The organism is Tardiphaga alba (genome assembly GCF_018279705.1).
Lineage (GTDB): Bacteria > Pseudomonadota > Alphaproteobacteria > Rhizobiales > Xanthobacteraceae > Tardiphaga > Tardiphaga alba.
Genome location: NZ_CP036498.1, coordinates 4,727,464 through 4,753,840, shown reverse-complemented (window position 1 = coordinate 4,753,840; position 26,377 = coordinate 4,727,464). Strand labels below are relative to the sequence as shown.

Sequence of the window (26,377 nt, the reverse complement as noted above, 5' to 3'; positions counted from 1 at the left end):
TGCAACACCCCGTGCGATGAAAACCCGCCGCTATCTCGCTCATTTCGGCCTTCGCTCCCGCCTCGCGCGCAAGCGCTGGACGCGCCACATGCTGTTCCTGGCGGGCGGGATCTGTGTCGGCCTCGCCGCCATCGCGATGGCCTGGCTTGCCGACCATGCGCAGCATCTGTTCGGCGCGTTGCTGGCACGATGGCCCTATGCCGGCCTGTTGGTGACGCCGGTCGGCTTCGGTATCTGCATGTGGCTGGCCATCGCTGTTTTTCCCAATGCTCAGGGCTCGGGAATTCCGCAGGTGATCGCGGCCTTGCGGCTGCCGAATGAGCGGCGCGGGCCGCTGGTCTCGCTGCGGGTGGCCCTGGGCAAGGTCGTGGTGATGTCGCTCGGCTTGCTGTTCGGCGCCTCGACCGGGCGCGAGGGACCGACCGTTCAGGTCGGCGGCGCCATCATGGCGGCACTGGGCCGCTTCGCGCCCTATCGCCAGCCCGGCTTCCTGCTCGCGGGTTCGGCGGCTGGTGTCGCGGCAGCGTTCAACACACCGCTGGCCGGCATTGTTTTCGCTATCGAGGAGCTCAGCCGTTCGTTCGAGATGCGTAGCTTGAGCCTTGTCATCGGCGCGATCGTCGCCGCCGGTCTGACCTCACTCGCGTTGCTCGGCGAGTACCACTACTTCGGCTCGCCCTCCGCAGTGTTGCCGCTCGGTGAAGCATGGCTCGTGGTGCCGGTCTGCGCGATCCTTTGCGGTGTGCTGGGCGGCATCTTCAGTCGCATTCTCATGCGCTTTGCGCTGGGGCTTCCCGGGCGGTTCGGCCATGTCATCAAGCGAAATCCGGTCATTTTCGCGGGGGGCTGTGGTCTCGGTGTCGCGCTTTGCGGGCTGGCGAGCGGTATCCATGTCTACGGCACCGGCTATGAGCAGGCGCGCGCCATCATCGATGACGGTCCGACGGCGGTGGCACATGGTTTCGGCGCCTGGAAATATGCGGCCACCATGCTGTCGGCGATCTCCGGCATTCCCGGTGGCATCTTCGCGCCATCGCTGGCGATCGGTGCAGGTATCGCGTCCAATCTGGCGGCGCTCCTTCCGCCTGTCCCGCTCGATGCGCTCGTCCTGATCGGCATGGTGTCGTATCTGACCGGCGTCGTGCGCGCGCCGATCACTGCCTTCGTCATCACCTCGGAAATGACCAACAACCATGCCATGGTCATCCCGCTGATGGCTGCAGCCCTGATCGCCAACGGGGCTTCGCAGCTCGTGCTCAGCGAGGGCCTCTATCACGCCCTCGCCAGAATCACGCTGGCGCGCTTTGCCGCTGATGCACCAAAGCCGACCTAGCTCGCTGGCGCCGCCGTCGCCTCGGCCAGCGTAAACCCATCGCCGGCGTTCTCCAACACGACATTGCGCTGATGGAACGCACGCAGCGTGCTGCGGTGACCGATGGAGATCACGGTCGTATCTGGCAATCGTTCCTCGATTAGTCTGTACAGTGCGGCTTCTGAAGGCTCATCGAGCGATGCCGTGGCTTCATCGAGGAAGAGATAGTCGGGCCTGTGCAACAAGGCGCGTGCGACGCCGAGGCGCTGCTGCTCGCCAAGGGACAGCATGCGATTCCAGTGCGCATCCTCATCGAGCCGTCCGGACAAAGCGGGCAGCCCGACAGCCGTTATTGCAGCCGTCATCGATGCAGCGTCAAAGGCATCGGTCGCGGCGGGATAGGCGACGGCTTCCTTCAATGTCCCGACCGGAAAATAGGGCCGCTGCGGCAGCATCATCATGGATGCCTTGGCGGGAATGGCGATCCTGCCTTTGCCGAACGGCCAGATGCCGGCGATGGCGCGAAACAGCGTGGATTTTCCGGAGCCCGATGGACCGGTAAACAGCGTGCGCTCGCCACCGGAGAAACTGAAACCCGGCGTCGCCATCAGCGGTGTGCCATTCGGCAGGGCAAGCGTCAGGTCGTCGAGCGCGATTGCCCCGGTGTCGCCCGGTGTCACATGGATGATGTCGTCCTTGCTTCGGAGCGCTTCGGCATGCGCGATGGCCTGTTCGAAGCCGTCGAGACGAAGAACGCCGGACTGCCATTCTGCCAGCGAGCGATAAGCGGTGACGAAGAATGACAGGGAGTCCTGCACGCTGCCGAAAGCCGATGCTGTTTGCATCAAGGCGCCGAGCTGGACCTTGCCGGCGAAATAGGCCGGCGCGACCAGGATATAGGGATAGATGATCGCGATCTGCGAGTAGCTCGCGGTAAATGCGGTCAGCTTCTTGGTCCGGCTCATGATGTCGAGCCAGTTCGCGACCACCATGCCATAGCGCGTTGCCAGGCGCGTGCGCTCGACCGGCTCGCCGCGCAGCAATGCGATCTGTTCGGAATTTTCGCGCGCACGTACCAGATTGAAGCGGAAGTCTGCTTCATAACGCTGCTGCTGGAAATTCAGGGCGATCAGCGGTCGGCCGATCAGGTGCGTGAACGCCGTTCCGATCACGGCATAGATCAGCGCGGCCCAGACCAGATAGCCAGGAATTGCGATCTCGCGGCCCATGATGTGGAGCGGCGCCTCATTCGATAGTCCCCACAGGATGATGACGAAAGACAGCAGCGTCACGGTGGCGCTCAAAAGGCCGATACCGAGCTCCAGCGTTTTTTCCACGAACAGTCGGACGTCTTCGGCGATACGCTGGTCGGGGTTATCCGCGGCATCGCCCTGCAACTGCATGCGATAGTGATTGGCATGGGCCAGCCATTCGCCGAGATAGTTCTCGGTCATCCAGCGTCGCCAGCGGATCTGCAGCCACTGGTTCAGATAGAGCTGATAGACCTTCAGCGCGATATAGATGGCAGCAAGCAGCGAAAAGTATGCGAGCTGAAAGGTGAAGACGTCGAGATTGCGATCCTGCAGCGCATTGTAGAATGTGTTGTTCCAGCGATTGAACAACACGTTCAATCCGACCACTGCGAGCTCGATCGCGATCACCGCGGCGAGCAGGCCGCGCCCCGCCCATTTGTCCTCTGATCGGAAGTAGGGGCCCGCAATGCGCCAGACGGCCGCGAGGGTGGAGCGGATGTTATTCACAGAGCATCTCCGGAGGCTGGACGCCAAGGCTTTGAAGTCAGAGCGATTCTAGCTTTTTAGACTAAAGTTGCGGACAAGTTGACGCGCGGCGCCTTGTCGCGAAAGTGTGATTCAACCTAGCATGGACAAAAGCGAAGGACGGTTTTCGCCGCCTGCGCAACGCCATGGGTGTCATCGGCTTTGACCGATCGTGATCGCCCTCGCAAGTAAACAATCAGCAAGCTGCCGATCCCGCTCGGACCGGCCGCGCCACGCGCTGCTAACAAAAACAACGGGGAAACGGCCATGTGGAATCAGGTCTACAATCCATTCAACAACGCGACGCTATCGACCTTGGTCGCGGCCATTCCCGTGGTCATCCTGCTGGTGCTGATTGCGACCAACAAGGTGAAGGCGCATATCGCCGCCGTCATCGCGCTGGTTCTGGCCAATCTTGTGGCGATCTATGCCTTCACCATGCCGGCCAACATGTCGATACGCGCATCGGCGCTGGGCGTCGTCACCGGCTTCTTTCCGATCGGCTGGATCGTCCTCAACGTAATCTTCATGTATCGGCTCACGGTCGATAGCGGCCGTTTCGAGATCCTGCAGCGCGCCATCGGCGGCGTCACCAATGACCGCCGTTTGCAGATCCTTCTGATTGCCTTCTCCTTCGGCGCGTTCTTTGAGGGCGCCTCGGGCTTCGGTACGCCGGTGGCCGTCACCGGCGCCGTGCTGATCGGCCTCGGCTTCTCGCCGCTGGCTGCCTCGGGCCTGTCGCTGATCGCGAATACTGCGCCTGTGGCTTACGGCGCGCTCGGCACGCCAATCCAGGGCCTCGCCACCGTCACCGGCTTCGACCCCTTCATCCTCGGCGCCATGGTCGGCCGCCAGCTGCCGGTGTTCTCGATGATCGTGCCGTTCTGGGTGGTGTGGGCCTTCGCGGGCTGGAAGGGCATGAAGGAAGTCTGGCCGGCGATCCTTGTCACCGCGCTATCCTTCGCCATCCCGCAATTCGTGATCTCGAACTACATCAATCCGTGGATCGTCGATATCGGCGCGTCGCTGATCTCGATGGCTTGCCTGATCCTGTTCCTGAAAGTCTGGCAGCCGAAGACGATCTGGACCTCCGCCAAACTGCGCCAGCGCGACGACAGCGCCGCCACTGCGCCGCCCGCCAAGCCGCTCGACACCACGCCGCTGACCTCGGCGCAGGTCTGGAGCGCGCTGACGCCGTGGATCATCCTCTGCATCATCCTGCTGATCTGGGGCACCAACTGGTTCAAGGGGATCGTCAATCCGATCTTCACCTGGAATTATCCGGTGCCCGAACTGCACAACATGATCAACAAGGTGCCGCCGGTGGCTGCGAAGCCGACGCCGGAAGGTGCCGTGTTCGCCTTCACCTATGTATCCTTCACCGGCACCGGCATGCTGCTCGCCGCCATCATTTCCGGCTTCGTGATGGGCTTCTCGCCGGTCAAGATGATCAAGGAATATGGCAGCACCATCAAGCTCTGCGCTTACTCGTTGATCACCATCTCGGCGATGCTGGCCATCGGCACGCTGACGCGCCTGTCCGGCGTTGACGCAACCCTCGGCCTCGCTTTCGCGGCCACCGGTGTGTTGTATCCATTCTTCGGCACGCTGCTCGGCTGGCTCGGCGTCGCGCTGACCGGTTCAGATACGGCATCGAATGTGTTGTTCGGTAATCTGCAAAAGATCACGTCGGAACAGCTCGGGCTCAATCCGATCCTGATGAGCGCCGCCAATTCGTCCGGCGGCGTGATGGGCAAGATGATCGACGCGCAGTCCATCGTGGTGGCGTCCACCGCGACGAACTGGTTCGGCCACGAAGGCTCGATCCTGCGCTTCGTGTTCTGGCACTCCATCGTGCTGGCCTGCATGGTCGGCGGCTTCGTGATGCTGCAGGCCTATGTCTATCCGTTCACGGAAATGGTGATTGCGGCGCCGAAATAAGGTCGTAACCTCTCCCCGCCCTTGAGCGGGGAGAGGTCGCTGCGTCTTCGCGGCGGGTGAGGGGCATGGCACGCGCGTGCCTCATACGCGCGCCATCGAATCTCTCTGATGAATTCTCAGAGCTTCCCGCATTCTTCGATCCGAGATCTGTGAGATTGGCACTCGCCGCGTGCCATGCCCCTCACCCGATCCGGCTTCGCTGGATCGACCTCTCCCCGCCTGGCGAAGCTTCGCTTCGCGGGGATGCGGGGAGAGGTTGAGGCCACAGCGATTTTCTTAGCCCGCCACATTGTGTCCCGACCTTTCTGGTCAAGTCCGGCCGCCTCGCGTAAGAACCGCGCAAGCGTTGCCGACCCAATCCATCACCGGGACATCACATGATTTCCAACACGACATTGCTGCGCGCTGCCATGGCTGGCGCTGCGCTCCTGTTCTCCCTGCCGGCGCAGGCCGCCGACGATTTTCCGTTCGGTCTTGAGATGACCCTCGATGCGCAGCGGATGCCGGGCAACAAGCGCATCCCCAATCTCGAAATCGGCGATGCCGGCGAGGCCATGGTGGAGCTGTGGTGCAAGGGCGGGAAGGGGCAATTCTCGATTGCCGGCAACACGGTGGTGTTCGTGCCGGGGACGATCGTGAACCGCAATTGCACGGAAGCGCAGATTGCGCTGGATGATCAGTTGCTGGCTGATCTCGGTGCCGCGACCAACTGGCAGCGGCGCGGCGACACGGTGACGTTCATCGGACCGAAGACGCTACGGTTTCGGCTGAATACGAATTGATGGAGTAGCGGAGGCGCTTTGTTTTTCCTTCTCCCCTTGTGGGAGAAGGTGGCTCCGCGAAGCGGAGACGGATGAGGGGTATGGCTAGGCTCGGAGCTTGTGGCTACCCCTCACCCGTCTCGACGGCTCACGCGAAGCAAAGCTTCGCTAGCGCCGTCGATCCACCCTCTCCCCACAAGGGGAGAGGGAAGAAAGAAACTACCTCACTTCCACCCGCTCTTCTCCGCGTCCCACCTCTGCGCCTTGAATTCCGCAGCCACGGCCGCCACCGCGCCGTTGTCATCGCGGGGATCGCCTTCCTCATCCGTCGCCGGCGCTTCCGCCAGTGCCAGCTTCGATCCCGAGGCTTCATCGACCGTCGTCACCGACGGCGTCGAGACCCATAGGATGAGCTTGTCGGTCGCGCCGGGCTTGTCCGGCGACACCACGGCGCTGACGTCTACATTCTCCGTCAGTTCGAGCGCCGGCATCACTTGGCTCGGACGCTTGAAACTCAGCTTCAGCTTGCCGGTCTCATCGTCCCATGCGGTTGCGGACGATTTCGCACCCATCGCCTTCGCCAGCACATTCGCCAGCGCAGTCGCAAGTTTGCTGCGGTCGATCTTGTCGCCGCTCTTCCAGTCCGCTGCGGCAAACCGCACCGTGCGCTCCATGTCGATAGCGCCCGCCGTCCAGCCGACAGTGGCAACACCCGGATAGGTCTTGGTCTTGGTGACGAATTCCACGGCGCGTTCCGGATCGACGGCGAGATTGATCACCTGCTCACCGGCCCGCAGCGCATCGCAACTGACCGACAGGCTCGAGAGTGAGACCTCGACACTCTGCCCGCGCAGCGAGCGGACGAAATCGAGCGCGGCTTCCAGCTTGATTTTCACGGCGATGGATTCCGGCGAGACTTCCGAAAAGTCCTTCGGAGCCGCGGCGATGCTTTCGTCGCTGCCCAGGTTCTGCTGATATTCCTTCTCGCTCTGATCGGCATTGTCTGCCGAGGTCAGGCTCGTCGTAGTCTGGCCGACGGTCACCTGTCCCTTGAACTCGAATGTGTCGCCGGTCGGCCGGCGATTGAGCTTCACCGTCACTGGCAGCTTGTCTATCTGCGTCTGCGTCGCGCCCGACAGCGTCTGGCCGCTGACGGTGAGATTTGCGACGAAGCGATCCTTGCGATCGCTGCCTTTTTCGGCGGGATAGCAGACATCAAGCGTCGCCGCCGTCACCGTCTTGCCTTGCCTTGTCTCCTTCAGGATCACATCGGCATTGCCATCCATCAATCCGTCGATGGAAGTGAAGTAGCGCACCTCCGGACCGGCCGCCTGGTTCTTCGGCGCGGCCTTCGTCTGTGCTGTCGCGAAATTGATGGGTGCGAGTGATGCCGTGGCTGCAAGGCCGTACAGGCAGAAGTGGAGCGCGCGCATGGAAATGCCCTTGGACGTGTCTGAAAAGATCGACGCAGCGGATTGATTCCGCTCGTGCCAGATTATGAGGGGATTGAATCAGAACTATGCCGGGCAGGGAAGGCCATTCACCGCGGCAAAAAAGAAGGCCGCCCGGAGGGCGGCCTTCGATGTTGTGATGAATGGTGCAGAGCGCGCCGGGCTTAGAAGCCCATGCCGCCCATGCCGCCCATGCCACCCATTCCGCCGCCAGCCGGCATTGCCGGGGCTGCGTCCTTCGGCAGCTCGGCGACCATGGCTTCGGTGGTCACGAGGAGACCGGCAACCGAGGCAGCGTCCTGCAGTGCGGTGCGCACGACCTTAGCGGGGTCGATGATGCCCTTGGCGACGAGGTCGACATAGACTTCGTTCTGGGCGTCGAAGCCGAAGGTCTCGGACTTCTCTTCCAGGATCTTGCCGACAACGATCGAGCCTTCAACACCGGCGTTCTCTGCGATCTGGCGGATCGGAGCTTCCAGCGCCTTGAGGACGATGTTGATGCCGGCCTGCACGTCTGCGTTCGCGTTCGTGATCTTGCCGACAGCTTTCTTGGCGCGAAGCAGAGCCGTACCGCCGCCGGGGACGATACCTTCCTGCACAGCGGCGCGCGTTGCGTTCAGCGCGTCATCCACGCGGTCCTTCTTTTCCTTCACTTCGACTTCGGTCGCGCCGCCGACCTTGATGATGGCAACGCCACCAGCAAGCTTGGCCAGACGCTCCTGCAGCTTCTCGCGGTCGTAGTCCGAGGTGGTTTCCTCGATCTGCGCCTTGATCTGGCCGACGCGGGCTTCGATCGCCGGCTTCTTGCCAGCGCCGCCGACGACAGTGGTGTTTTCCTTGTCGATCACGACCTTCTTGGCGCGGCCGAGCATCGCCAGCGTGACGCTTTCCAGCTTCATGCCGAGATCTTCCGACACCAGCTGGCCGCCGGTGAGGATCGCGATGTCTTCCAGCATGGCCTTGCGGCGATCGCCGAAGCCCGGAGCCTTGACGGCAGCAACCTTGAGGCCGCCACGCAGACGGTTGACGACGAGGGTGGCGAGGGCTTCGCCTTCAACGTCTTCCGAGATGATCAGCAGCGGCTTGGTCGACTGCACCACGGCTTCGAGCACCGGGAGCATGGCCTGCAGGCTGGAGATCTTCTTCTCGACGAGCAGGATGTAGGCATCCTCGAGCTCGGCGGTCATCTTCTCGGCATTGGTCACGAAGTAGGGGCTGAGGTAGCCGCGATCGAACTTCATGCCTTCGACGATATCGACTTCGGTCTCGAGCGACTTGTTCTCTTCGACGGTGATGACGCCTTCATTGCCGACCTTCTGCATCGCCTGGGCGATCATCTTGCCGATGGCGGCATCGCCATTGGCCGAGATGGTGCCGACCTGGGCGACTTCAGCGGAGGAGGCGACCGGCTTGGCGCGCTTCTCGATGTCCTTGATGACGGCGGCGACGGCGATATCGATGCCGCGCTTGAGGTCCATCGGGTTCATGCCGGCGGCAACCGACTTGGCGCCTTCACGCACGATCGCCTGGGCGAGCACGGTGGAGGTGGTGGTGCCGTCGCCGGCATTGTCGTTGGTCTTCGAGGCGACTTCGCGCAGCATCTGCGCGCCCATGTTCTCGAACTTGTCCTCGAGCTCGATCTCCTTGGCGACGGTGACGCCGTCCTTGGTGATGCGGGGCGCGCCGAACGACTTCTCGATCACGACATTGCGGCCCTTCGGACCGAGCGTGACCTTAACGGCGTTGGCGAGGATATCGACGCCGCGCAGCATGCGGTCGCGTGCGTCGCCGGCAAATTTAACGTCTTTGGCTGCCATCTGATGGTGCTCCTGAAAGGGGAAACTTGTGCGCCGTGTTCTTACTGTCGTCGCCCGGCTTGACCGGGCGATCCAGTACACGGCGCCGTCGCGGCTCAATCACCGGCGACGGTGTCTACTGGGCCACCCGCTTTCGCGGGTGGTGACAGACGGAGAAGGCCTCAGCCCACCACGCCCATGATGTCCGACTCCTTCATGATGAGGAGTTCTTCGCCGTCGAGCTTGATCTCGGTGCCCGACCACTTGCCGAACAGGACCTTGTCGCCGACCTTGATGTCGATCGGGATCAGCTTGCCGGCTTCGTCGCGGCCACCCGGGCCAACGGCGATCACCTGGCCCTCGGAGGGCTTTTCCTTGGCGCTGTCCGGGATGATGATGCCGCCCTTGGACTTTTCTTCGGCGGTGATGCGCTTGACGACGACGCGGTCGTGCAGCGGGCGGAACTTGGTCTTGGCCATAGGGAATTCCTCTGGTTGGTTGTAGGATCGGCCATCCCGGCGGGCGCAATGGCGCGGACCACCGGGTGCCGGAACGCTTGAGGCGGGATTTAGCAATCCCGCACCAAGAGTGCTAATCAGGCGGCTCGGGGATATGGCCGAACGCCGGATGAGTCAAGCAAGGCCGGCATGGCTTCGCCCTCTAACCTTCTGAGACATAAAGAGGGTTAAGGCCTTGGTGAGGCCAATATGCAATGTTCTGGAAACCATAGTGGCGTTACGTCGTAATGACATTGTTGCCACCGCCGGGGCACTGGCCTCGACAGGTATTTTACGCTTCGCTGCTTGGGACGGGCAGTCGGGGATGTTGTTCAGGGGATGATATGATCAAGTCACGCACCACCCGCCCGGTCGCCAAGCTGGCGGTTCTCGCCGCCATGGCCCTGACGCTTGGAGCCTGCAGCTCCACCGGGGGAGGCGGATTTGGCGGCATGTTCGGCAGTTCGGAACCAGCGCCGCCGGTTGAGCCGCCGCCGGCCCCCGAAATGCCGGCCTCGATCCGCTCGGAGGAAATCGTCGGCCGCTGGGGTCTCGCCTCCTACATGAACCCGAACGATCGCGTCCGCACCGAAAACGCCGCCCGCGGCCAGTGCAAGAACCCCTACATCATCGGTGCCGGCACCTCCGGCGGCGTCATGATGCATCTCGCCGACGAGGCCACCCCGCAGGAACTGCGCCTGAAGGGCTCGCCGAGCGGCAAGAACTATATCGGCCCGCCCGGACCGGCCGGCGATCCGCGCGACCGCGAGATCGTGTCGTTCGACGGCCGGATCCTGGTGACCAAGTTCATCGACAAGGATGCCGCCGTTCGTTACGGCAACATGGTCTATGTCCGCTGCGCGCCAAGGGCATAAGATCGTCTGAAAGATCAGTGGCTCTCCTCTTCTCCCTCTCCCGCCCGTGCGAAGCGAAGCTTCGCTAGAGCGGGGGAGGGCCGGGGTGGGGGCAGCCACACACTCTGACGTCACGTGAGGCACCCCCACCCTGACCCTCCCCCGCAAGAGCGGGAGAGGGAACACGACCGGTGAAGCATGACCCAATGGCGCGACCTCGTTTTCGGACCGGGCCGCGCCGTTGTCGTTTTAGCGGTCACGCAGATCCTCACCTGGGGAATCCTGATCTATCCGCCCGTGCTCACCATGCCGCATCTCACGGCAGCACATGGCTGGACGCTGGCTTTCGGCATGGCCGGCTTCACCCTCGGCCTCGTCACATCCGGTCTGCTGTCGCCCACCATTGGCGGGCTGATTGATCGCCACGGCGGCAATGCGGTGATGGCGTCAGGCGCGCTGGCCGGCGCACTCGGCCTCGCGCTGATGCCGTTCGCCATGCATCCCGTTGCTTACTTCGCCTGCTGGCTGCTGCTTGGCGCGGCCATGGCGACCAATCTCTATGATCCCGCCTTTGCCGCGCTGACACGCATCTTCGGCGCCAATGCCCGGCGGCAGATCACCTTCGTCACCTTTGCCGGCGGCTTCGCGTCCACGGTCGGCTGGCCGGCCACGCATTTGCTTCTGGAGAAGCTGGGATGGCAGGGGACCTATCTGACCTTCGCCGCCGTCTTCGCCTTCGTGGTCGCGCCGCTGCACGCCTTCGCGCTGCCGCGCCATGTGGCGGCGACGCCAACTTCGGTCGCGCAAACAACCGCAGCCACGCCGCCGCAGGCTTTCCAGCTCCCGCATGGCGCGCCGTTCCTGCTGCTGGCTGCTGCCTTTGCGTTCTACAGTTTCATCCTCTCCGGCGTGACGTCGAACCTGCTGGCGCTGCTTGATCGCGGTGGACTGAGCGCTGCCGAGGCTGTCGCTATCGGTGCCATGTTCGGCCCGGCGCAGGTCGCCGCGCGTCTCGCCGATTTCGCGCTGGCTGGGCGAACCCATCCGCTATGGATCGCCCGTGGCGCCGTGGTGCTGGTGGTGTCGGCTTTCGCGCTGCTGTCGCTTCTCGGCGTGTCATTTCCCGTGGCGGCACTGTTCGCCATCGCCTTCGGGGCCGCCAATGGTGTCATGACCATCGCGCGGGGGGCGCTGCCGCTCTTGATGTTTGGGCCGGTCGGCTATGGCCGCGTCATCGGCCGCATCGCACGTCCCGCGCAATTCGTGCAGGCTTTCGCGCCCTTCGTCGTCGCCTCGGCCGTGGAGACACTGTCCGATCGCCACGTCCTCATGCTCGCCACGCTGGGCGCGCTGATCGTGCTGGGTTGTTTCCTTGGAATCAAAACGCCGGGCAATGCCCGGCGCTGAATGTCGAATATCGGTCGCGCGAATTAGTTGAATAGCGCGTCGATGTCGTCCTGCGAGGCATGGCCGACATCGCCGTCCAGCTTCGGGCCATTGAGCAGCTTTTCGTCCTCGCTGCGATCGTCGGTCTTGGCCGGCGCATGCGACTTGATCTCATCGACGCCGCCCAGATGTCCATCATCGCGGTGATGCGGTTCTCGATGAACTTCATGGTCGTCATCACTTTGCTGATGCGCTGACCGGTAAGATCCTGGAAGTTACAGGCTTCGAAAATCGAGACGACATTGTCGCTGATTTCCTCGAGCAGCTGCTTCTGCTGGTCGGGCGAACCGACCTTGCCGACGGCCGCTGCGGCATTGTCGATGGCTTCGGCTGCGGCGAGGATCTGCTGGGTGGCCTCTTCGGTGCCGCCGACGACGGCGCCGAGTTCGCCATTGACCTTGGCCATTTCATCGCCATCGAAGCTCTTGCCATGCAGGACAGCAATTTCCTGCTTGGTGCGCGTGATGGCGTCATGGATGAGATCGAGTTCGATCTTCAGCTTTTCGCACTGCTCGATCTGCGCGCGATAGGTCGCGAGCAGGGCTTGTGCTTCTTCAATCTGTTTCTGCGCGGCAGCGCCGACTTCTTCACTCACGGCATTCGGTCCCGATGCGGGGGCACCCATCTGTGCGCGGATGGCACGCAGTTCGGTCATGATTTCGCGATGCATCGGCATCGGCTCACCACCGTCATTCTCAGCAACGGGAGTAGGCGTGCCGAATACTTCTTCAATACGAAATCGCTTGCGACGAACAGACATCATGTCCCCCAACTCAAAAATATTCTGAATGTCTTATATCAATGAGTTTTAACGTGAAGTTCACATGGAACGCGCGCTTGTGTAGTTCTATCCAGGCCGCGCGAACCGATGATTAACCATCGCCATCCGGCGTTCATGCAAAAGTAACGCTATCAACGAGAACCGCGCCGTTTGGCGGCGTGGTGAATCCAAACCGCGATTCCGTTTACCAAAGCGAGGCGATTTTAACCTTAACTCGGCCTGTGACAGGCGCTGCTCAGGTGAGTGGCGCACGACGAAACAGTGCAGAGTACGTCGATGTTCAAGAAACTCACATTTTCGCTTCTCGCCAGTGCATCCTTTCTCGGATGCGGTTTGGCTCATGCGCAGTCGGTCGAGGCGGCTTCGCCTTATGCCGAGCCCACGGTGATTTACGGCCAGCCTGCGCCGCGTCCGGTTCAACGGACGGCCTATGCGGCACAGCGCCCCAACTCAAATCTGGGTGGCGGCTTCATCGAATTCCTGTTCAGCGATGGCGCGCATGGGCAGCGTTACCAGCAGCAGCCGGATGCGCCGTCGCAATATTCCTATGAACCGCGTCCCCGCATGATGTCGCCGATGGAGCAGGAGCAAAGCGTCTATCGCCGCGAGGAGGCGACTGATCCAGCCCGCCCTGCGATGGACCCGAAATATCTGCCGCAGACGGTCAGCTATGACGGCAAGGAAGGTCCCGGCACCATCGTCGTCGATACCGGCAGCAAATTTCTCTATCTGGTGCAGGATGGCGGCAAGGCGATGCGCTACGGCATCGGTGTCGGTCGTCCCGGCTTCACCTGGCAAGGTGTGAAGACGATCACGGCGAAAAAGGAATGGCCGTCGTGGACGCCGCCGAAGGAAATGCTGGCGCGTCGCCCCGATCTCCCGCGCTACATGGAAGGCGGCCCGGAAAACCCGCTTGGCGCCCGCGCGATGTATCTGGGATCGACGCTGTATCGCATCCACGGCTCGAACGAGCCATGGACGATCGGCACCAATGTCTCGTCAGGCTGCTTCCGGATGCGCAACGAGGACGTGATCGATCTGTATGGTCGCGTGAATGTCGGCGCGAAGGTCGTGGTGATCTAATTTTTCTAACCTCTCCCCGCCCTTCTGCGGGGAGAGGTCGCCTTCCGCATGCGAAGCATGTGGAAGGAGGGTGAGGGGCATGGCACGCGCGCGCCGCATGCTCATGCCATCGGATCTCTCCGAGATGCAGCTCAATCTCTCAGGAATTCTTCGCTTCGATAATTGTGAGTCTGGCGCAGGTCTCGTGCCATGCCCCTCACCCGCCGCGAAGACGCGGCGACCTCTCCCCGCAAAAGGGCGGGGAGAGGCTAAGACAGCCGCGAGGAGAGGCTAGCGGCTACGCCTCACGCATAATCCCCGTCGTCGGAATCCATATCCATGTCGTCATAGTCGCTGTCGTTGTCAGCGTATTGGTCATGGCCGGAATACTGGTCGCCGTCATCTCGCGCCTGATCGAAATTGCCGGCGCCCTGTTTGTTCGATGAGCCGATGTCGTTCAGGCCGGCCTGATTGGCGAGGCTGTCATTCGACGAGTTGGAGTCGCCGCCCCACGGGCTCTTGCTGCCGCCGGCATTCGCCGCATCGGTCAGGCCCTGCTGGTGGTTGCCGCCCATCATGCCCTTGATGCTGTTGAGCAGCAGCGAGCCGCCGACCACGCCGGCTGCAGCCGCGGCCGCCGTGCCCAGGAATGAACCGCCGCCACCTCCGGCCTGCGGCGCCGGTTGTCCCATCGGAGGCTGGCCCATCGGGCCCTGGCCGTAACCGCCTTGCTGTCCGTAGCCGCCCTGGCCATAGCCACCCTGCGGCTGGCCGCCGCCGAGTACCTGTCCCGTATTCCAGGCGGCACGCGAGGGTTCGCCGGGGCGCACATTCGGCACCGAGCCGCGCGGGGCATTGGGCGCCTGGCCCTGCTGGTTGCCGCCAAACAGCGCGTCGCGCATGGAATCGAGAAAGCCGCCCTGGGGTGCCTGCTCGGGCGCGCCGCCGTGCTCCAGCTCCTGAATGCGCTCATGGGCGCGCTTCAGCGCCTCGTCCTGCAACAGCACGGTCTGCACCAGTGCGTAGACCGCATTGGGCGCCTTGCGCTGGCCCTGCAAGATGGCGTCCTGCGCATCGGGATCGCGTGGTCCACCCTCGACCTTGCTGAGCCGGTCAAAGAGATCGTCAACCAGTCGGCGTTCTTGCGGTGTCATGGCGTCCTCATTGTCTTCTGCGCACGCACGGGGTGCGCTGGAGCATGTAATGACGCTTTGTGTCGGCAATAGTGCCCGGCGGATTAAATTTAGTTATGCGACAAAATGGCGGGCGACGTTGCGCGTAGCCCGGATGGAGCGCAGCGTAATCCGGGGACCGGCGATATGCTGAGGCTCTGATTCCTGGATTGCGCTTCGCTCCATCCAGGCTACGAATTAACGCCCGAGCGTGACATTCTTCTCGTCCAGCAGCCGCACGAATTCTTCGCTTGCCAGATACGCATATTCGCGTTCGCGCTGGTCGGTGAAGGGGTCGAGATCGATGAGCACCTCGTCCACAAAGCCGGGATGGCACATCACCAGCCCGCCGTCCGGCAAGCCGTCGAGAAACCGCGCCATCAGCGGCCCGAAATCCGGCGCCTTGGTGAAATCATAGGCCCCGGCAAAGCCCGGATTGAACACGACGCCCGCCTTCGCGGCGCGCCGGCGAAACGCCGCGCTCAGCGTGTCCAGCAACAGCGCCTTCGGTGCATTGAGCCGTTTCGACAGCGGGTGTACGCGGCCGGACTGGCGCACCCACGCATCTGGCGCACCTGCGCGCACCGCGCGCAAAAAGGGATCGCGCACCTGCGGAAAGGTCTGCACGTGCTGATGACCATCCACATAGGCCGGTGCGTGCCCGAACAGTGCCGTAAACTTCGCGATCTGCGCCGAGACTTCGCCCTGGATCATTTCGGCATCGAGCCGGCGCAGCGCGCCCGCGCGCAACATCTTGCCGAGCGGCAGGAACAGTCCGTCGAGCAGTGGACGATAATGCATGGTCAGCGGATGAAACGGCGCCGTCAGGGTCACATGTAGCCCGATGGCGCAATCGCTGTTCATCGCAACAGCGCCTTGCAGCGCGCTGACGTCCTCGCGGGTGATCGCGGAGCCGACCACCATCACCGATGTCGCATTCAGCCGTTTTCGCGCGATCAATTCGCGGATGCCGCGATTGACGCCGGGGCTCATGCCGTAATCGTCGGCGCAGAGCGTGATTTTTCGCGGCGCGTCGCCGCTCATTCGGCGATGGTCCGGTCGGGCGCGGCCGTTGCCGCGGCGTCTGGCGTCGATGGCTTCACGCTGTGTTCAGCGATGAAATAGACCGGGCGCCCCTTCAGCTCGGAGAGGATTTTTCCGATATATTCGCCGAGCACGCCGATCATGATCAGTTGCACGCCGCCGATGGTCATCACGCCGACGATGATCGAGGGATAGCCGGGCACGGATTTGCCGTCGATCATGGTCTCCCACAAGATCATGAGGCCGAACAGGAAGGCCGCGCCGGCGAACAGCAGCCCGAACAGGCTGGCAAGCCGCAGCGGCGCCACCGAGAACGAGGTGAGGCCTTCGATGGAGAGGCCGATTAGCGCCTTCGGATTGAAGGACGACACGCCATGCGCGCGCGCCTGCGGCTCGTAATCGACGCGCAGCTGGCGGAAGCCGATCCAGGTGGCGAGGCCCTTGAAGAAGCGGTTGCGCTCGGGCAACTGCCGCAGCGCTGCTGCCGCCCGTGGCGAGAGCAGGCGGAAATCGCCGGCATCTTCCGGGATTTTTGTGCGGGCGCCCCAATTGATCAGCGCGTAGAAGCCACCCACGGCCGTGCGAAGCAGGAAGCTCTCATTGTCGCGATGCGCCTTGGCCGTGAAGACCACGTCATAGCCATCGACGATCCAGTGATGCACCAGTTTCTCGACGAATTCCGGCGGATGCTGGCCGTCGCCATCCATGAACAGCACGGCGCCTTTTTTGCAGTGGTCGAGGCCAGCCATCAGCGCGGCTTCCTTGCCGAAATTGCGCGACAGGGAAATCACCTGGACGTCGATCTCGTCGGGCGACAGCGTTTGCGCGATCTTCAACGTGTCGTCACGGCTGCCGTCATCGATATAGACGACTTCGCAAGCGAGACCGTAACGCGCCTTCAATGTGCGGGCGAGATGGACGAGCTTGTCATGCAGCGCGGCGAGGCCGGGCGCTTCATTGTAGCAGGGCACGACCAGCGACAGGCCCATGGCGGCCGCGGTGCGCGAGTCGGTGGAGAGGTCGGAAACGTCGCTGCCCAGCATCATCGAGAAGAGATCCTAATCAATTCGGTCACCGTTTGCTCTGTCTGTCATCCCCGCGAAAGCGGGGATCCAGTAAACACCGGCGGCAGTGATAAGCAGCACATTACGTGTGTACTGGATCGCCCGGTCCTAGCGCGCAATTGCGCGCACGGCCGGGCGATGACACGAGAGAGCGTTACCGCAAGAACGCCTCGAGCTTCGCAAACAGCGGGTTCTCGCGATCCAGCACGTAATCGAGCGATGCAACCGACACGGTATCCGCGCCATGGTCGCGCAAGAAACTGCCGAGCGCGTAGATCTGTGCGGGCGGGCAATGCAGCGTCACCATGCCTGACGAGGTCGGCCCGCCGAATGGCGACACCACGCCGAAGCGGTTGTGCGCTTCGTCGAGCAGCGCCTGATTGCAGCCGGCGAAGCGCGTGCGCACTTCCTTGTATTTGCTGGCGCGGGCGCGCGACGCGATGTGATCGAGGATGATGCGCGCGGTCTCGCGTGCCTGCGGCGACCAGTCGGCGCTGCGCGAGGCGACGAGATTGGCCTGGCTGCGCAGCATCACGCCGTCGTCCAGCACCTTGAGGCCATTGGCGGCCAACGTCGCGCCGGTGGTGGTGATGTCGACGATCAGCTCGGCGGCGCCGGTGGCCGGTGCGCCTTCGGTGGCGCCCGCGCTTTCAACGATGCGGTAGTCCATCACGCCATGCGATGCGAAATAAGCGCGGGTGAGATTGATATATTTGGTCGCAACGCGCATGCGGCGATTGTGCTGCTCGCGGAATCCCGTCGCGACGTCGTCGAGATCGGCCATGGTGCGCACATCGATCCAGGCCTGCGGCACGGCGACGACCACATCGGCGCGGCCGAAGCCGAGACCTTCGATCAGCGCCACGCGCTTGTCGGTGTCGATGATGTTTTCACGCAGCAGATCTTCGCCGGTGATGCCGAGATGCACCGAACCGCGCGACAGATTGGCGGCGATTTCGCTGGCCGAGAGATAGGCAATCTCGACATTGTCGAGGCCCGCGATGGTGCCGCGATAATCGCGCACGCCGCCGGCCTTGGTCAGCGTCAGACCGGCGCGGCTGAAGAAAGCTTCGGCATTTTCCTGCAGGCGTCCCTTGGAGGGGACGGCGACGACGAAGGGGCTGCTCATGACGCGTCTCCTGCGCGGGTGGAGAACGCATCGATCCAGATCGAGAAGCCGACCGCCGGAATAGGTGAGGACGAGCCGAGCTGCGACAGCAATCCGTCATAGCGGCCGCCAGCCACCAGTGGCGGCACGATGCCGTTGTCGATGCCGTGCAGTTCGAATTCGAAGCCGGTATAGTAATCTAGCCCGCGGCCGAAAGCGGTGGCGAACTTGATCGCTGACGTATCGATGCCGCGTGCGGCCATGAAGCCGATGCGCTGTTCGAATTCGTCGATCGCCGATGTCAGATCGAGCTTTGCATCGGCTGCGAGCTTGCGCAGCTCGGCGACCGCAGCGTCGGGCGTGCCCGATATCGCCAGGAAGCGCTTGATCAATGTCAGCGCATCCTTCGGCAGTGCGCCGCCTTTGAGTGTCGATTGCTCGAGAAAGCGATCGGCAATTTCGGCGACCGAGCGTCCGCCGAGATTGGTCGCACCGGCGATCGACATCAGGTCGGTCACGAGCGCTAGCGCCGCCTTGCGGTCGGAGCCGGCGAGGGCGGCGAGCACGCCTTCATATTCGTTGCGCACCGGCGACTCGGCGAGCGTAAGCCGGTCGAGGTCTTCGGCAAGGTTCGCCTGCCGATTGAAGTCCTTCACCAGGCGGCGCTTCCAGACCGGATAGAGGTCGAGCGCCTCGATCAGCGCGGCGAACAGCGCGACGTCACCGGTCTTGATATCGACGCGGGGCTGTCCCAGTGCGGCGGCAGCGTTCAGCGCCAGAGCCAGCATTTCAGCGTCCGCAGCGGCACGATCCGTGCGGCCGAAAGACTCGATCCCGGCCTGCTGGAACTCGCTGGGCGTTCCATGGCGATAGCGGAACACCGGCCCGAGATAGCTGAACCCGGCCGGCTGGCCGGCCTGCCCGGAAGCCAGATAATCGCGCGCCACGGGAATCGTCAGATCCGGCCGCAGGCACAGTTCCTCGCCCGTGAGGTCGGTGGTGAGATACAGGCTCTTGCGGATGTCTTCGCCGGAGAGGTCCAAAAACGGCTCAGCCGGCTGCAAAATCGCCGGCGACGCATGGACATAGCCCGCCTCGGCAAAGGAGGTCAGCAGCGTGTCCGTCCAGGCGGCGGGTTTTGTCATCTCGAAGTCCAGCAATTCCAATGAGGTGGCCGTGTTCGCAGCCCCTTAGCACGCCGGTTGCAAGGTTTCGACCACCTTTGGGGAAGTGGCTTAACCGAATTAGCGGGGATGTCGGTTTACCGGGCAGCCCAGTCGCCCAAGACTGCCTGAACCACCGCCAGCGCCGCCACCGCGGCCGTATCCGCCCGCATGATCCGCGGTCCCAGCGCCAGTCGCAGGATAGTCGGCTGCTTCAGCAGCTGGGCCCGTTCCTCCTCGGCGAAGCCGCCTTCGGGGCCGATCAGGACGTCGATCCCGCCCGCTCCAGCTTCCCGCGCGCCGGCCAAAGCTGCAATGGGATCAGCCACTTCCGCGGCCTCATCGCAGAAAATCAGCAGCCGCGTGCCGTCGCGCTGGTCGAGGAACTTGCCGAGATTCACGGGCTCGCCAACCTCCGCAATGCTCAGAATCCCGCATTGCTCGGCCGCTTCCACCACATTCGCCCGCATCCGCTCGGTATTGACCCGGCTGGTCTGTGTATGGCGCGTCACCACCGGTTGCAGCTTCGCTGCGCCCATCTCGATGGCCTTCTGCACCATGTAGTCGAGCCGCGCATGTTTCAGCGGCGCGAAGGCATAGGTGATGTCGGACAACGTGTCCTGCGGGCGCATCTGCTTGAGAACCAGCAGCCGGTCGGCGCGCTTGCCGGCGGCGATCGCGGCCTGCCATTCGCCGTCGCGGCCGTTGAAGACCAGTACGGGATCGCCAGCGTTCAGGCGCAGCACATTGCCGAGATAATTGCTCTGGCTGCGATCGAGCGCGATGGCTACGTCTGTCGCGAGGCTGGCATCGACATAGAGGCGGGGGCTGCGGAAATAGGATTGCGGCATGGCTGGGGTCCCGTTCAGAGCCGGTGATTTAGCGCAGATGCGACGAAATACCATGCGCGATCATGACTTAACGCGACCGGACGCCGCGCTGCTGCCCAAATCCCGGCATTATTGGTGGGTTGTTAAGGCTTGGCAGGAATCGTAGAAGTGCCTGAATTCAGGAGAGCTTCTGCCCCGTTCGCGGGGCACATGCTGCCGGAGGAAAATCTGTGATCAGCCGTCGTTTCATTGCGCCACTCGCTGTGGCTGCGTTCGCCATGCAAGTTGCCGGTGCCTATGCACAAGGCGCGTTCCCCGCGCCACTGCCGGGCCAGAGCGCCGCGCCCGCGAGTTCCTCGCCATTTCCGCCCGTAAACGGCGCGCCCGCTGCTTCATCACCATTTCCGCCGGTTGGCGGTGCACCCAGGGCTGCTGCGCCCAGTGCATTCCCGTCGGGTGGCGCTGCGCCGCTCAGTGGTGGTGGCTTTGGTGCTCCCCCGCCGCAGCAGGCAGGTCCGCCCGGCGGCGATGACTGCATGAAGGGTTTTCTCCCCTTGCGTCAGGAAGCTGAAAAGCGCGGCGCTGCGATCAAGGCCGCGAGCGAGCGACGTGCGCCGCCGGACGAGGCCTGCAAGCTGATCACGGCCTTCTCGCAGAGCGAGGTCAAGATGCTCAGCTACATCAAGGCCAATGCCACGAAGTGCGGCATTCCCGACAATGTCGGCGCGCAGATGCAGGCCGGCCACAAGAATACCGAAGGCATGCGCCAGAAGGTCTGCGCCGTCGCACGTGGTGGTGGCGGAGGCGGCGGTGGCGGTCCAGTCGCGGCACCGCGCCTCAGCGACGTGCTCGGCTCGTCGGCCTCGCTGCCTGATGCCTCCACGGCGCGCAAGAGCGGCGGTACCACCTTCGATACGCTGAACGGCAACGTTCTCACCCGATGAGCGACGCGGCTGCCCGCGTTGCCGACGCGACCGCCAATAACTGGGTCGATCGCGTCGCACCTTTGTGGACGCGTCCCTATCTGAGGCTGTCACGGTTCGATCGCCCGATCGGATCGTGGCTGCTGCTGATGCCCTGCTGGTGGTCGGCAGCATTGGCCTCCGGCGCGGCTCACGATCTCCATCAATTGCCAAAAATGATCGCGCTGTTCTTCATCGGCGCCTTCGTCATGCGCGGCGCCGGCTGCACCTGGAACGACATCACCGATCGGGATCTCGATGCCAAGGTCGAACGTACCCGCTCGCGGCCAATCCCGGCCGGGCAGGTGACCGCCAAGAAGGCACTCGCCTGGCTCGTCCTGCAGGCGCTGATCGGCCTCGTTGTATTGCTGCAGTTCAACAGCTTCGCCATCGCCACCGGCATCGCCTCCCTGGCGATCGTCGCTGCCTATCCCTTCATGAAGCGCATCACCTACTGGCCGCAAAGCGTGCTCGGTCTCGCCTTCTCTTGGGGCGCGCTGATGGGCTTTGCGGTCGTGTTCCAGCGCATCGATGCGACGGCGCTGCTGCTCTATGCCGGATCGATCTGCTGGGTGATCGCCTATGATACGATCTATGCCCATCAGGACACTGAGGACGATGCGCTGATCGGCATCAAATCGACGGCGCTGCTGTTCGGCGCGCGCACCCAAACGGCGCTGGTCATCTTCTACGGCCTGGCCGTCTCGCTCATCAGCGTGGCACTGCGGCTGGCAGGTGCGGGCTGGCCGGCGTGGATCGGCTTGATCGTTTTTGCCGGACATCTCGCCTGGCAGATCACACGTATCGACATCAAGGACTCTGCGCTGTGCCTGCGGCTGTTCAAGTCCAATCGCGATGCGGGACTGCTGTTGTTTGCGGGCCTGTTGCTCGACGCATTCCTGCGCGCGGGATAATGCAGCGGTTCTGCTGCACTGCGCATAACAATCTCGACATAGCTCGTCACACAAATCGACAGGTGAGAAACCGTTCGTCTACGCTACGATGCAGGCAGCGTAGTCAACGAGCGGAGACTTGGATGAGCGATGCGGGGGAGGGGCCGGGACAGGCCTGGCGGCAGGATGTGTTCGACATTCTCAAGGCCGCAGATGTCAAACACATCGTCTATGTTCCGGATGCCGGACATTCGACGGCCATTCGCCTCGCGAACGAAGACAATGCGATCAATTCGGTGGTTCTGACCACGGAAGAGGAAGGCATCGGCTATCTCGCCGGCGCCTGGCTCGGTGGCGAGCGCGGCGCGCTGCTGATGCAGTCCAGCGGCGTCGGCAATTGCATCAACACTCTGGCTCTCCAGACCTGCACGCGATTTCCGCTGCTGATGGTCGTCACCATGCGCGGCGATTGGGCCGAATTCAACGGCTGGCAGAATCCAATGGGGCAAGCGACCGAGCGCGCGCTGAACCTCATGGGCGTGCTGACATGGCGCGCCGATGAGCCGCAGGACGTTGCGCCGCTGCTGCGCGGTGCGGCGTCGATGGCTTTCAATGGCGACTCGGCCTGCGCCCTGCTGCTTGGACAGCGCCTGATCGGAGAGAAGCAATGGGTGAAGTAAACGCGGGCGGCGCATTGGATCGTCGCGAGGTGGTGAAGACGCTGCTGACTGGTCGCAAGAATCTTCTCGTCGTCACGGGCCTCGGCTCGCCATCCTATGACGTGATGGCCGCAGGCGATCACGACAACAACTACTATCTCTGGGCCGCCATGGGCAGTGCGGCCATGGTCGGCCTCGGCCTTGCGACGGCGAAACCGGATCATTCCGTCCTGGTCGTCACCGGCGATGGCGAAATGCTGATGGGCATGGGGGCGCTGGCGACCATTGCCACGCGGCGGCCCGCCAATCTCACCATCGCCGTACTCGACAATGGTCATTTTGGCGAAACCGGCATGCAAGTGAGCCATGCGGGCATGGGCGTCCATCTCGACAAGGTCGCGCAATCCTGCGGCTTCGGCTGGACCAGAGAAATCCGCGACATGGCCGGCGTGGAGGATCTGCGCACGCGCGTGAGCTCGCGCGACGGCGTGAAACTTGCCACCATCAAAGTGAAAGCTGAAAACCCGCCGCGCTTGCTGCCGCCGCGAGATGGCGTTTACGTCAAGAATCGTTTTCGTGCGGCGCTCGGCCACGCGCCGATCTGAATGACTGTAGCAGGGCGCTACGGCGCCCTGTCTTTCGGCGGACACCGGATCAACCGGTGCCGACCTTCAAAACATCAGGGATGGAAACAATGACGACAGGCATGACGCGTCGACATTTCGGCACGGCCGCCATCGCGGCGGCCTCGCTACTCTCTTCACGCAGTGGGTGGGCGCAAGAAGATCTGCCGAAGGGGCCGATCACGCTGGTCGTACCCTTTGCGGCCGGTGGCGCCACCGATGTGGTGAGCCGGCATGTGGCGAAGAAAGTCGCCGAGCAGATCAACCAGACCATTATCATCGAGAACGTGACCGGTGCGGGTGGCGTGGTCGGTGCGACACGCGTGGCCAAGGCCAAGCCCGACGGTCAGACGCTGCTGATGGGCACGATCTCGACCCACACCATCAATCCGCTGATGGCGAAGCAGCCGCCTTACGATCCTGTGGCTGATTTCACGGCCATCTCGATGATCGTGACGGTGCCGAATGTGTTGCTGGTGCCTCCGACCTCCAAAGCCACGAATGTCAAAGAACTGATTGCGATGCTGAAGGCCGAGCCTGGAAAATACAGCTACGGCTCATCCGGCGTCGGCACGCCGCCGAATCTATCCGGCGAATTGATGAAGACCATGGCCGGCGTGAAAATGGAGCATGTGCCCTATCGCGGGGGCGCGCCGGCGATGAACGATCTGATCGGCGGGCAGATTCCGATCCTGTTCGACGTGCTCAGCGGCGCCGCACCCTTCATCAAGGCCGGTACGGCGCGAGCGCTGGCCGTGACGACGAAGAAACGTGCGGGATCGTTCCCCGACATTCCAACGGTGGCGGAGCAGGGTTTGCCGGACTACGAGACCTATACGTGGAATGCGATCTTCGGGCCGCCGGGCATGCCGGCGGCGATGACCGAGCGCCTGAGCGCCGAATTCCGCAAGGCCACGCTGGATGCGGACGTCAAGCAGCGATTGATCGAACTCAGTGGCGAGCCGGTGGGCTCGACGCCGAATCAGCTATCGGCGCAGGTTCGTGCAGAAATCGCGAAATGGGGGCCGATCATCCAGGCCGCCGGCCTCAAGGCCGAATGAACCGAAAGGACTGCTGCGTGCCTCTTTCCGAATCCGAGCGCCTCAACTTTCTTCGCGCAATCGCCGAGATCATCGGCGACAAAAACCTGCGCACCGGCGTCGATGCCGAGCCCTATGAGCAGGACTGGCGCGGGCGTTACCAGCGCGCGGCGCTCGCCGTTGCGCTTCCGGGTAGCACCGAGGACGTGTCTGCCGTGGTCCGCCTCTGCGCCGAGCGCGGCATCGCAATCGTGCCGCAGGCCGGCAATACCGGCCTGACCGGTGGCGCGACGGTACCTGAGGGAGCGGAGGTGTTGCTGGTCAATGTGTCACGGCTGAACAAGGTTCATCGCGTCGATTTGCCCAACAATGCGATGACCGTCGGCGCCGGCTGCATTCTTGCCGATATGCGCGCGCTGGCTGATACACATGACCGGCAGTTTCCCGTCATGCTCGGCAGTGTCGGCAGTTGCGAGGTCGGCGGGCTGATCTCGACCAATGCGGGCGGCACCGGTGTCTTGCGCTACGGCAACATGCGCGAACAGGTCTTGGGGCTGGAGGTCGTGCTGCCCGATGGCCGGATCTGGAACGGGTTGAAGGCGCTGCGCAAGGACAATACCGGCTACGATCTCAAGCAGCTCTTTGTCGGCGCGGAAGGTACGCTCGGTATCGTGACGGCGGCGGTGCTCAAGCTCTATCCGAAGCTTGCCGTATCGGCGACGGCGATGGTGGCGCTGGAGCGCGTCGATCAGGCCATTGCGCTGCTGCGCGAATTGCAGCGTGTGACCGGCGGACGCGTCGAGACATTTGAGCTGATGTCGCAGAGCCAGTTGCAGATCGTGCTGCGCCAAGGCGTGACCAGCGGCAGTCCGATGGCGGCTGATGCGCCCTGGTATGTGCTGCTCGAACTCGCTGACAGTTCGCCGGACTGGAATGCATCCGAGAGCATGGAGACGGCGCTTGGTGCCGCGATGGAAGATGGCCTGATCATCGATGCGGTGATCGCCAGCGATCAGAGCAAGGCCGAGCGCATCTGGAATTTGCGGCACTCGATTTCGGAGTCGTGCAAGCGCGAGGGCTTCGTGGCATCGAACGACACATCGGTGCCGGTCTCGGCGCTGCCGGAATTTCTCGAACGCGTGACGTTGCGGCTCGCAAATGAACTGCCGCAGGCCCAGGTGGCGCATTGCGGCCATGTGGGCGATGGCAATGTCCATGTGATCGTGATCTTTCCCCATGACATCGGGGACGCCTCGGCGCGCGAGGCTGCGGCGCATCAGGCCAATACGATCGTGCATCAGGAAAGCGTCGCCTGTGGTGGCAGCATCAGCGCCGAGCATGGCATCGGCCGCATGCATATTGATCGCCTGCCGCTCTATACGTCGGAGGTCGAGATGGATCTGTTGCGGCGGGTGAAGCTGGCGATTGATCCGGGGAAGATCATGAATCCGGGGAAAGTGTTGCGATTACCGTAGCTCGGATGGAGCGCAGCGCAATCCGGGGACCGGCGAATTGTTGAGGCTCTGAATCCCGGATTTCGCTTCGCTTCATCCGGGCTACAGTCTCAGTTCCGCGCAATAATCTCGCGCTCGCCTTTGTAGTGACCAGCCTCGTTCAACAACGCACCGACACGACGGCGCATCAGGAAACGTGGGCGGCGTTCACGAATGGCATTGCGGCGACGGCGGCGTTGCGCCGGCTCGATCGGCTTCTCTTCCGGCAATTGCGGAAGGGCGAAGATTTCGCTCCACATCGGCCAGGCCATCTCGATCTCCTCGATATCCGAGCTGACGAGCAGCGGGATCGACAATGACGGATCGCGATGCTTCAGAACCAGCATCTTGCCGTCATCGAGCCCGCGCAACGCGACGCCCATGAAATCGCTGACGCGCACATTGATCGCCATGCGCATGCCGCGGACGGCACGATGCAGGACGACACGCTCGCGATGCAGTTCGACGCGCCGGACATAGCCGTCGGCGCGATTGTCATGTGCTTCGAAGCGAAGCGGCAGTGAATGGGGATCGAGCCGCACGGCGCTGCTCGATCCCGAGGTCGATGAGGCGGACGCCTCGATTGCTGTTTGATGCCCCACGGCTTTTTATCTCCCCGCCGGAATTATGCTTCCGGTCGATGGGAG

The 26,377-nt window shown here is 63.1% G+C and carries 23 protein-coding genes and 1 pseudogene; 12 read left to right on the top strand and 12 right to left on the bottom strand.

Features of this window, described 5'->3' with window-relative positions; genetic code table 11:
• The first annotated feature begins 16 nt into the window (after window positions 1-16).
• Window positions 17-1,333 (top strand): chloride channel protein, encoded by a 1,317-nt coding sequence (locus tag RPMA_RS22760; RefSeq protein WP_211909913.1) that lies wholly within the window; start codon window positions 17-19, stop codon window positions 1,331-1,333.
• Here the strand turns inward: RPMA_RS22760 and RPMA_RS22755 are convergent.
• On the bottom strand, window positions 1,330-3,072 hold the full coding sequence (locus RPMA_RS22755) for an ABC transporter ATP-binding protein/permease (protein ID WP_211909912.1): 1,743 nt from the start codon (window positions 3,070-3,072) through the stop codon (window positions 1,330-1,332). The two genes, RPMA_RS22760 and RPMA_RS22755, sit on opposite strands and share 4 nt — an antisense overlap.
• A 285-nt stretch (window positions 3,073-3,357) precedes the next feature.
• Between RPMA_RS22755 and RPMA_RS22750 the strand changes: the two genes are divergently transcribed.
• Window positions 3,358-5,031: an L-lactate permease gene (locus RPMA_RS22750; RefSeq protein WP_211909911.1), complete on the top strand. Its 1,674-nt coding sequence runs from the start codon at window positions 3,358-3,360 to the stop codon at window positions 5,029-5,031.
• Window positions 5,032-5,408: 377 nt separating this feature from the next.
• Window positions 5,409-5,813, top strand: a complete 405-nt coding sequence (locus RPMA_RS22745) for an META domain-containing protein (protein WP_211909910.1) — start codon at window positions 5,409-5,411, stop codon at window positions 5,811-5,813.
• A 203-nt stretch (window positions 5,814-6,016) separates the two neighbouring features.
• On the opposite strand, the gene RPMA_RS22740 is transcribed toward RPMA_RS22745, so the two are convergent.
• The 3 genes from RPMA_RS22740 to RPMA_RS22730 all read right to left on the bottom strand — a co-directional run bounded on the left by RPMA_RS22740 (window position 6,017) and on the right by RPMA_RS22730 (window position 9,518).
• Window positions 6,017-7,225 carry a hypothetical protein gene (locus RPMA_RS22740; protein WP_211909909.1) on the bottom strand — a complete coding sequence of 403 codons (1,209 nt, stop codon included), beginning with the start codon at window positions 7,223-7,225 and terminating at the stop codon, window positions 6,017-6,019.
• Window positions 7,226-7,407: 182 nt separating this feature from the next.
• Window positions 7,408-9,060 (bottom strand): chaperonin GroEL, encoded by a 1,653-nt coding sequence (gene groL, locus RPMA_RS22735; protein ID WP_211909908.1) that lies wholly within the window; start codon window positions 9,058-9,060, stop codon window positions 7,408-7,410.
• Window positions 9,061-9,221: 161 nt separating this feature from the next.
• Window positions 9,222-9,518: a co-chaperone GroES gene (locus RPMA_RS22730; protein ID WP_211909907.1), complete on the bottom strand. Its 297-nt coding sequence runs from the start codon at window positions 9,516-9,518 to the stop codon at window positions 9,222-9,224.
• A gap of 362 nt (window positions 9,519-9,880) precedes the next feature.
• Between RPMA_RS22730 and RPMA_RS22725 the strand changes: the two genes are divergently transcribed.
• Window positions 9,881-10,411 (top strand): hypothetical protein, encoded by a 531-nt coding sequence (locus tag RPMA_RS22725; protein WP_211909906.1) that lies wholly within the window; start codon window positions 9,881-9,883, stop codon window positions 10,409-10,411.
• A 177-nt stretch (window positions 10,412-10,588) separates the two neighbouring features.
• Entirely contained in the window at window positions 10,589-11,797 is a 1,209-nt protein-coding gene (locus tag RPMA_RS22720; protein WP_211909905.1) for an MFS transporter, read from the top strand.
• A 23-nt stretch (window positions 11,798-11,820) separates the two neighbouring features.
• Here RPMA_RS22720 and RPMA_RS22715 read toward each other — a convergent pair.
• Window positions 11,821-12,596: pseudogene (locus RPMA_RS22715) on the bottom strand (protein phosphatase CheZ).
• A 297-nt stretch (window positions 12,597-12,893) separates the two neighbouring features.
• On the opposite strand from RPMA_RS22715, the gene RPMA_RS22710 reads away from it, so the two are divergent.
• The gene (locus tag RPMA_RS22710) at window positions 12,894-13,700 is read left to right on the top strand and encodes a L,D-transpeptidase (RefSeq protein ID WP_211909904.1); all 807 of its coding nucleotides are present in this window, start codon (window positions 12,894-12,896) and stop codon (window positions 13,698-13,700) included.
• Window positions 13,701-13,984: 284 nt separating this feature from the next.
• On the opposite strand, the gene RPMA_RS22705 is transcribed toward RPMA_RS22710, so the two are convergent.
• From RPMA_RS22705 to RPMA_RS22680, 6 genes are all read right to left on the bottom strand, one after another.
• Window positions 13,985-14,833, bottom strand: a complete 849-nt coding sequence (locus RPMA_RS22705) for a DUF2076 domain-containing protein (protein ID WP_211909903.1) — start codon at window positions 14,831-14,833, stop codon at window positions 13,985-13,987.
• Window positions 14,834-15,049: 216 nt separating this feature from the next.
• Window positions 15,050-15,895, bottom strand: coding sequence for a ChbG/HpnK family deacetylase (locus RPMA_RS22700; RefSeq protein ID WP_211909902.1), 846 nt, complete (start codon window positions 15,893-15,895; stop codon window positions 15,050-15,052).
• Entirely contained in the window at window positions 15,892-16,938 is a 1,047-nt protein-coding gene (locus RPMA_RS22695; protein WP_211913780.1) for a glycosyltransferase family 2 protein, read from the bottom strand. The genes RPMA_RS22700 and RPMA_RS22695 overlap by 4 nt, the downstream gene beginning before the upstream one ends.
• A 175-nt stretch (window positions 16,939-17,113) precedes the next feature.
• Window positions 17,114-18,088, bottom strand: coding sequence for an ATP phosphoribosyltransferase (gene hisG / locus RPMA_RS22690; RefSeq protein ID WP_211909901.1), 975 nt, complete (start codon window positions 18,086-18,088; stop codon window positions 17,114-17,116).
• Complete coding sequence (locus RPMA_RS22685; protein WP_211909900.1) at window positions 18,085-19,212, bottom strand: ATP phosphoribosyltransferase regulatory subunit; 1,128 nt, start codon at window positions 19,210-19,212, stop codon at window positions 18,085-18,087. The genes hisG and RPMA_RS22685 overlap by 4 nt, the downstream gene beginning before the upstream one ends.
• Before the next feature lie 116 nt (window positions 19,213-19,328).
• The gene (locus RPMA_RS22680) at window positions 19,329-20,081 is read right to left on the bottom strand and encodes a 16S rRNA (uracil(1498)-N(3))-methyltransferase (protein ID WP_211909899.1); all 753 of its coding nucleotides are present in this window, start codon (window positions 20,079-20,081) and stop codon (window positions 19,329-19,331) included.
• Between the two features lie 212 nt (window positions 20,082-20,293).
• Here RPMA_RS22680 and RPMA_RS22675 point away from each other — a divergent pair, with 212 nt between their 5' ends.
• From RPMA_RS22675 to RPMA_RS22650, 6 genes are all read left to right on the top strand, one after another.
• The gene (locus tag RPMA_RS22675; RefSeq protein ID WP_408056559.1) at window positions 20,294-21,004 is read left to right on the top strand and encodes a hypothetical protein; all 711 of its coding nucleotides are present in this window, start codon (window positions 20,294-20,296) and stop codon (window positions 21,002-21,004) included.
• Window positions 21,001-21,936 carry a 4-hydroxybenzoate octaprenyltransferase gene (gene ubiA, locus RPMA_RS22670; RefSeq protein WP_211909898.1) on the top strand — a complete coding sequence of 312 codons (936 nt, stop codon included), beginning with the start codon at window positions 21,001-21,003 and terminating at the stop codon, window positions 21,934-21,936. The genes RPMA_RS22675 and ubiA overlap by 4 nt, the downstream gene beginning before the upstream one ends.
• A gap of 122 nt (window positions 21,937-22,058) precedes the next feature.
• On the top strand, window positions 22,059-22,595 hold the full coding sequence (locus RPMA_RS22665) for a thiamine pyrophosphate-binding protein (RefSeq protein WP_211909897.1): 537 nt from the start codon (window positions 22,059-22,061) through the stop codon (window positions 22,593-22,595).
• Window positions 22,583-23,179 (top strand): thiamine pyrophosphate-dependent enzyme, encoded by a 597-nt coding sequence (locus RPMA_RS22660; RefSeq protein WP_211909896.1) that lies wholly within the window; start codon window positions 22,583-22,585, stop codon window positions 23,177-23,179. Before RPMA_RS22665 ends, RPMA_RS22660 begins: the two co-directional genes overlap by 13 nt.
• Window positions 23,180-23,268: 89 nt before the next feature.
• Complete coding sequence (locus RPMA_RS22655; protein WP_211909895.1) at window positions 23,269-24,258, top strand: Bug family tripartite tricarboxylate transporter substrate binding protein; 990 nt, start codon at window positions 23,269-23,271, stop codon at window positions 24,256-24,258.
• A gap of 17 nt (window positions 24,259-24,275) precedes the next feature.
• Window positions 24,276-25,712 (top strand): FAD-binding oxidoreductase, encoded by a 1,437-nt coding sequence (locus RPMA_RS22650; RefSeq protein WP_249225352.1) that lies wholly within the window; start codon window positions 24,276-24,278, stop codon window positions 25,710-25,712.
• A gap of 89 nt (window positions 25,713-25,801) precedes the next feature.
• Here the strand turns inward: RPMA_RS22650 and RPMA_RS22645 are convergent, their stop codons facing one another.
• On the bottom strand, window positions 25,802-26,332 hold the full coding sequence (locus tag RPMA_RS22645; protein WP_211909893.1) for a DUF6101 family protein: 531 nt from the start codon (window positions 26,330-26,332) through the stop codon (window positions 25,802-25,804).
• Window positions 26,333-26,377: the final 45 nt, after the last annotated feature.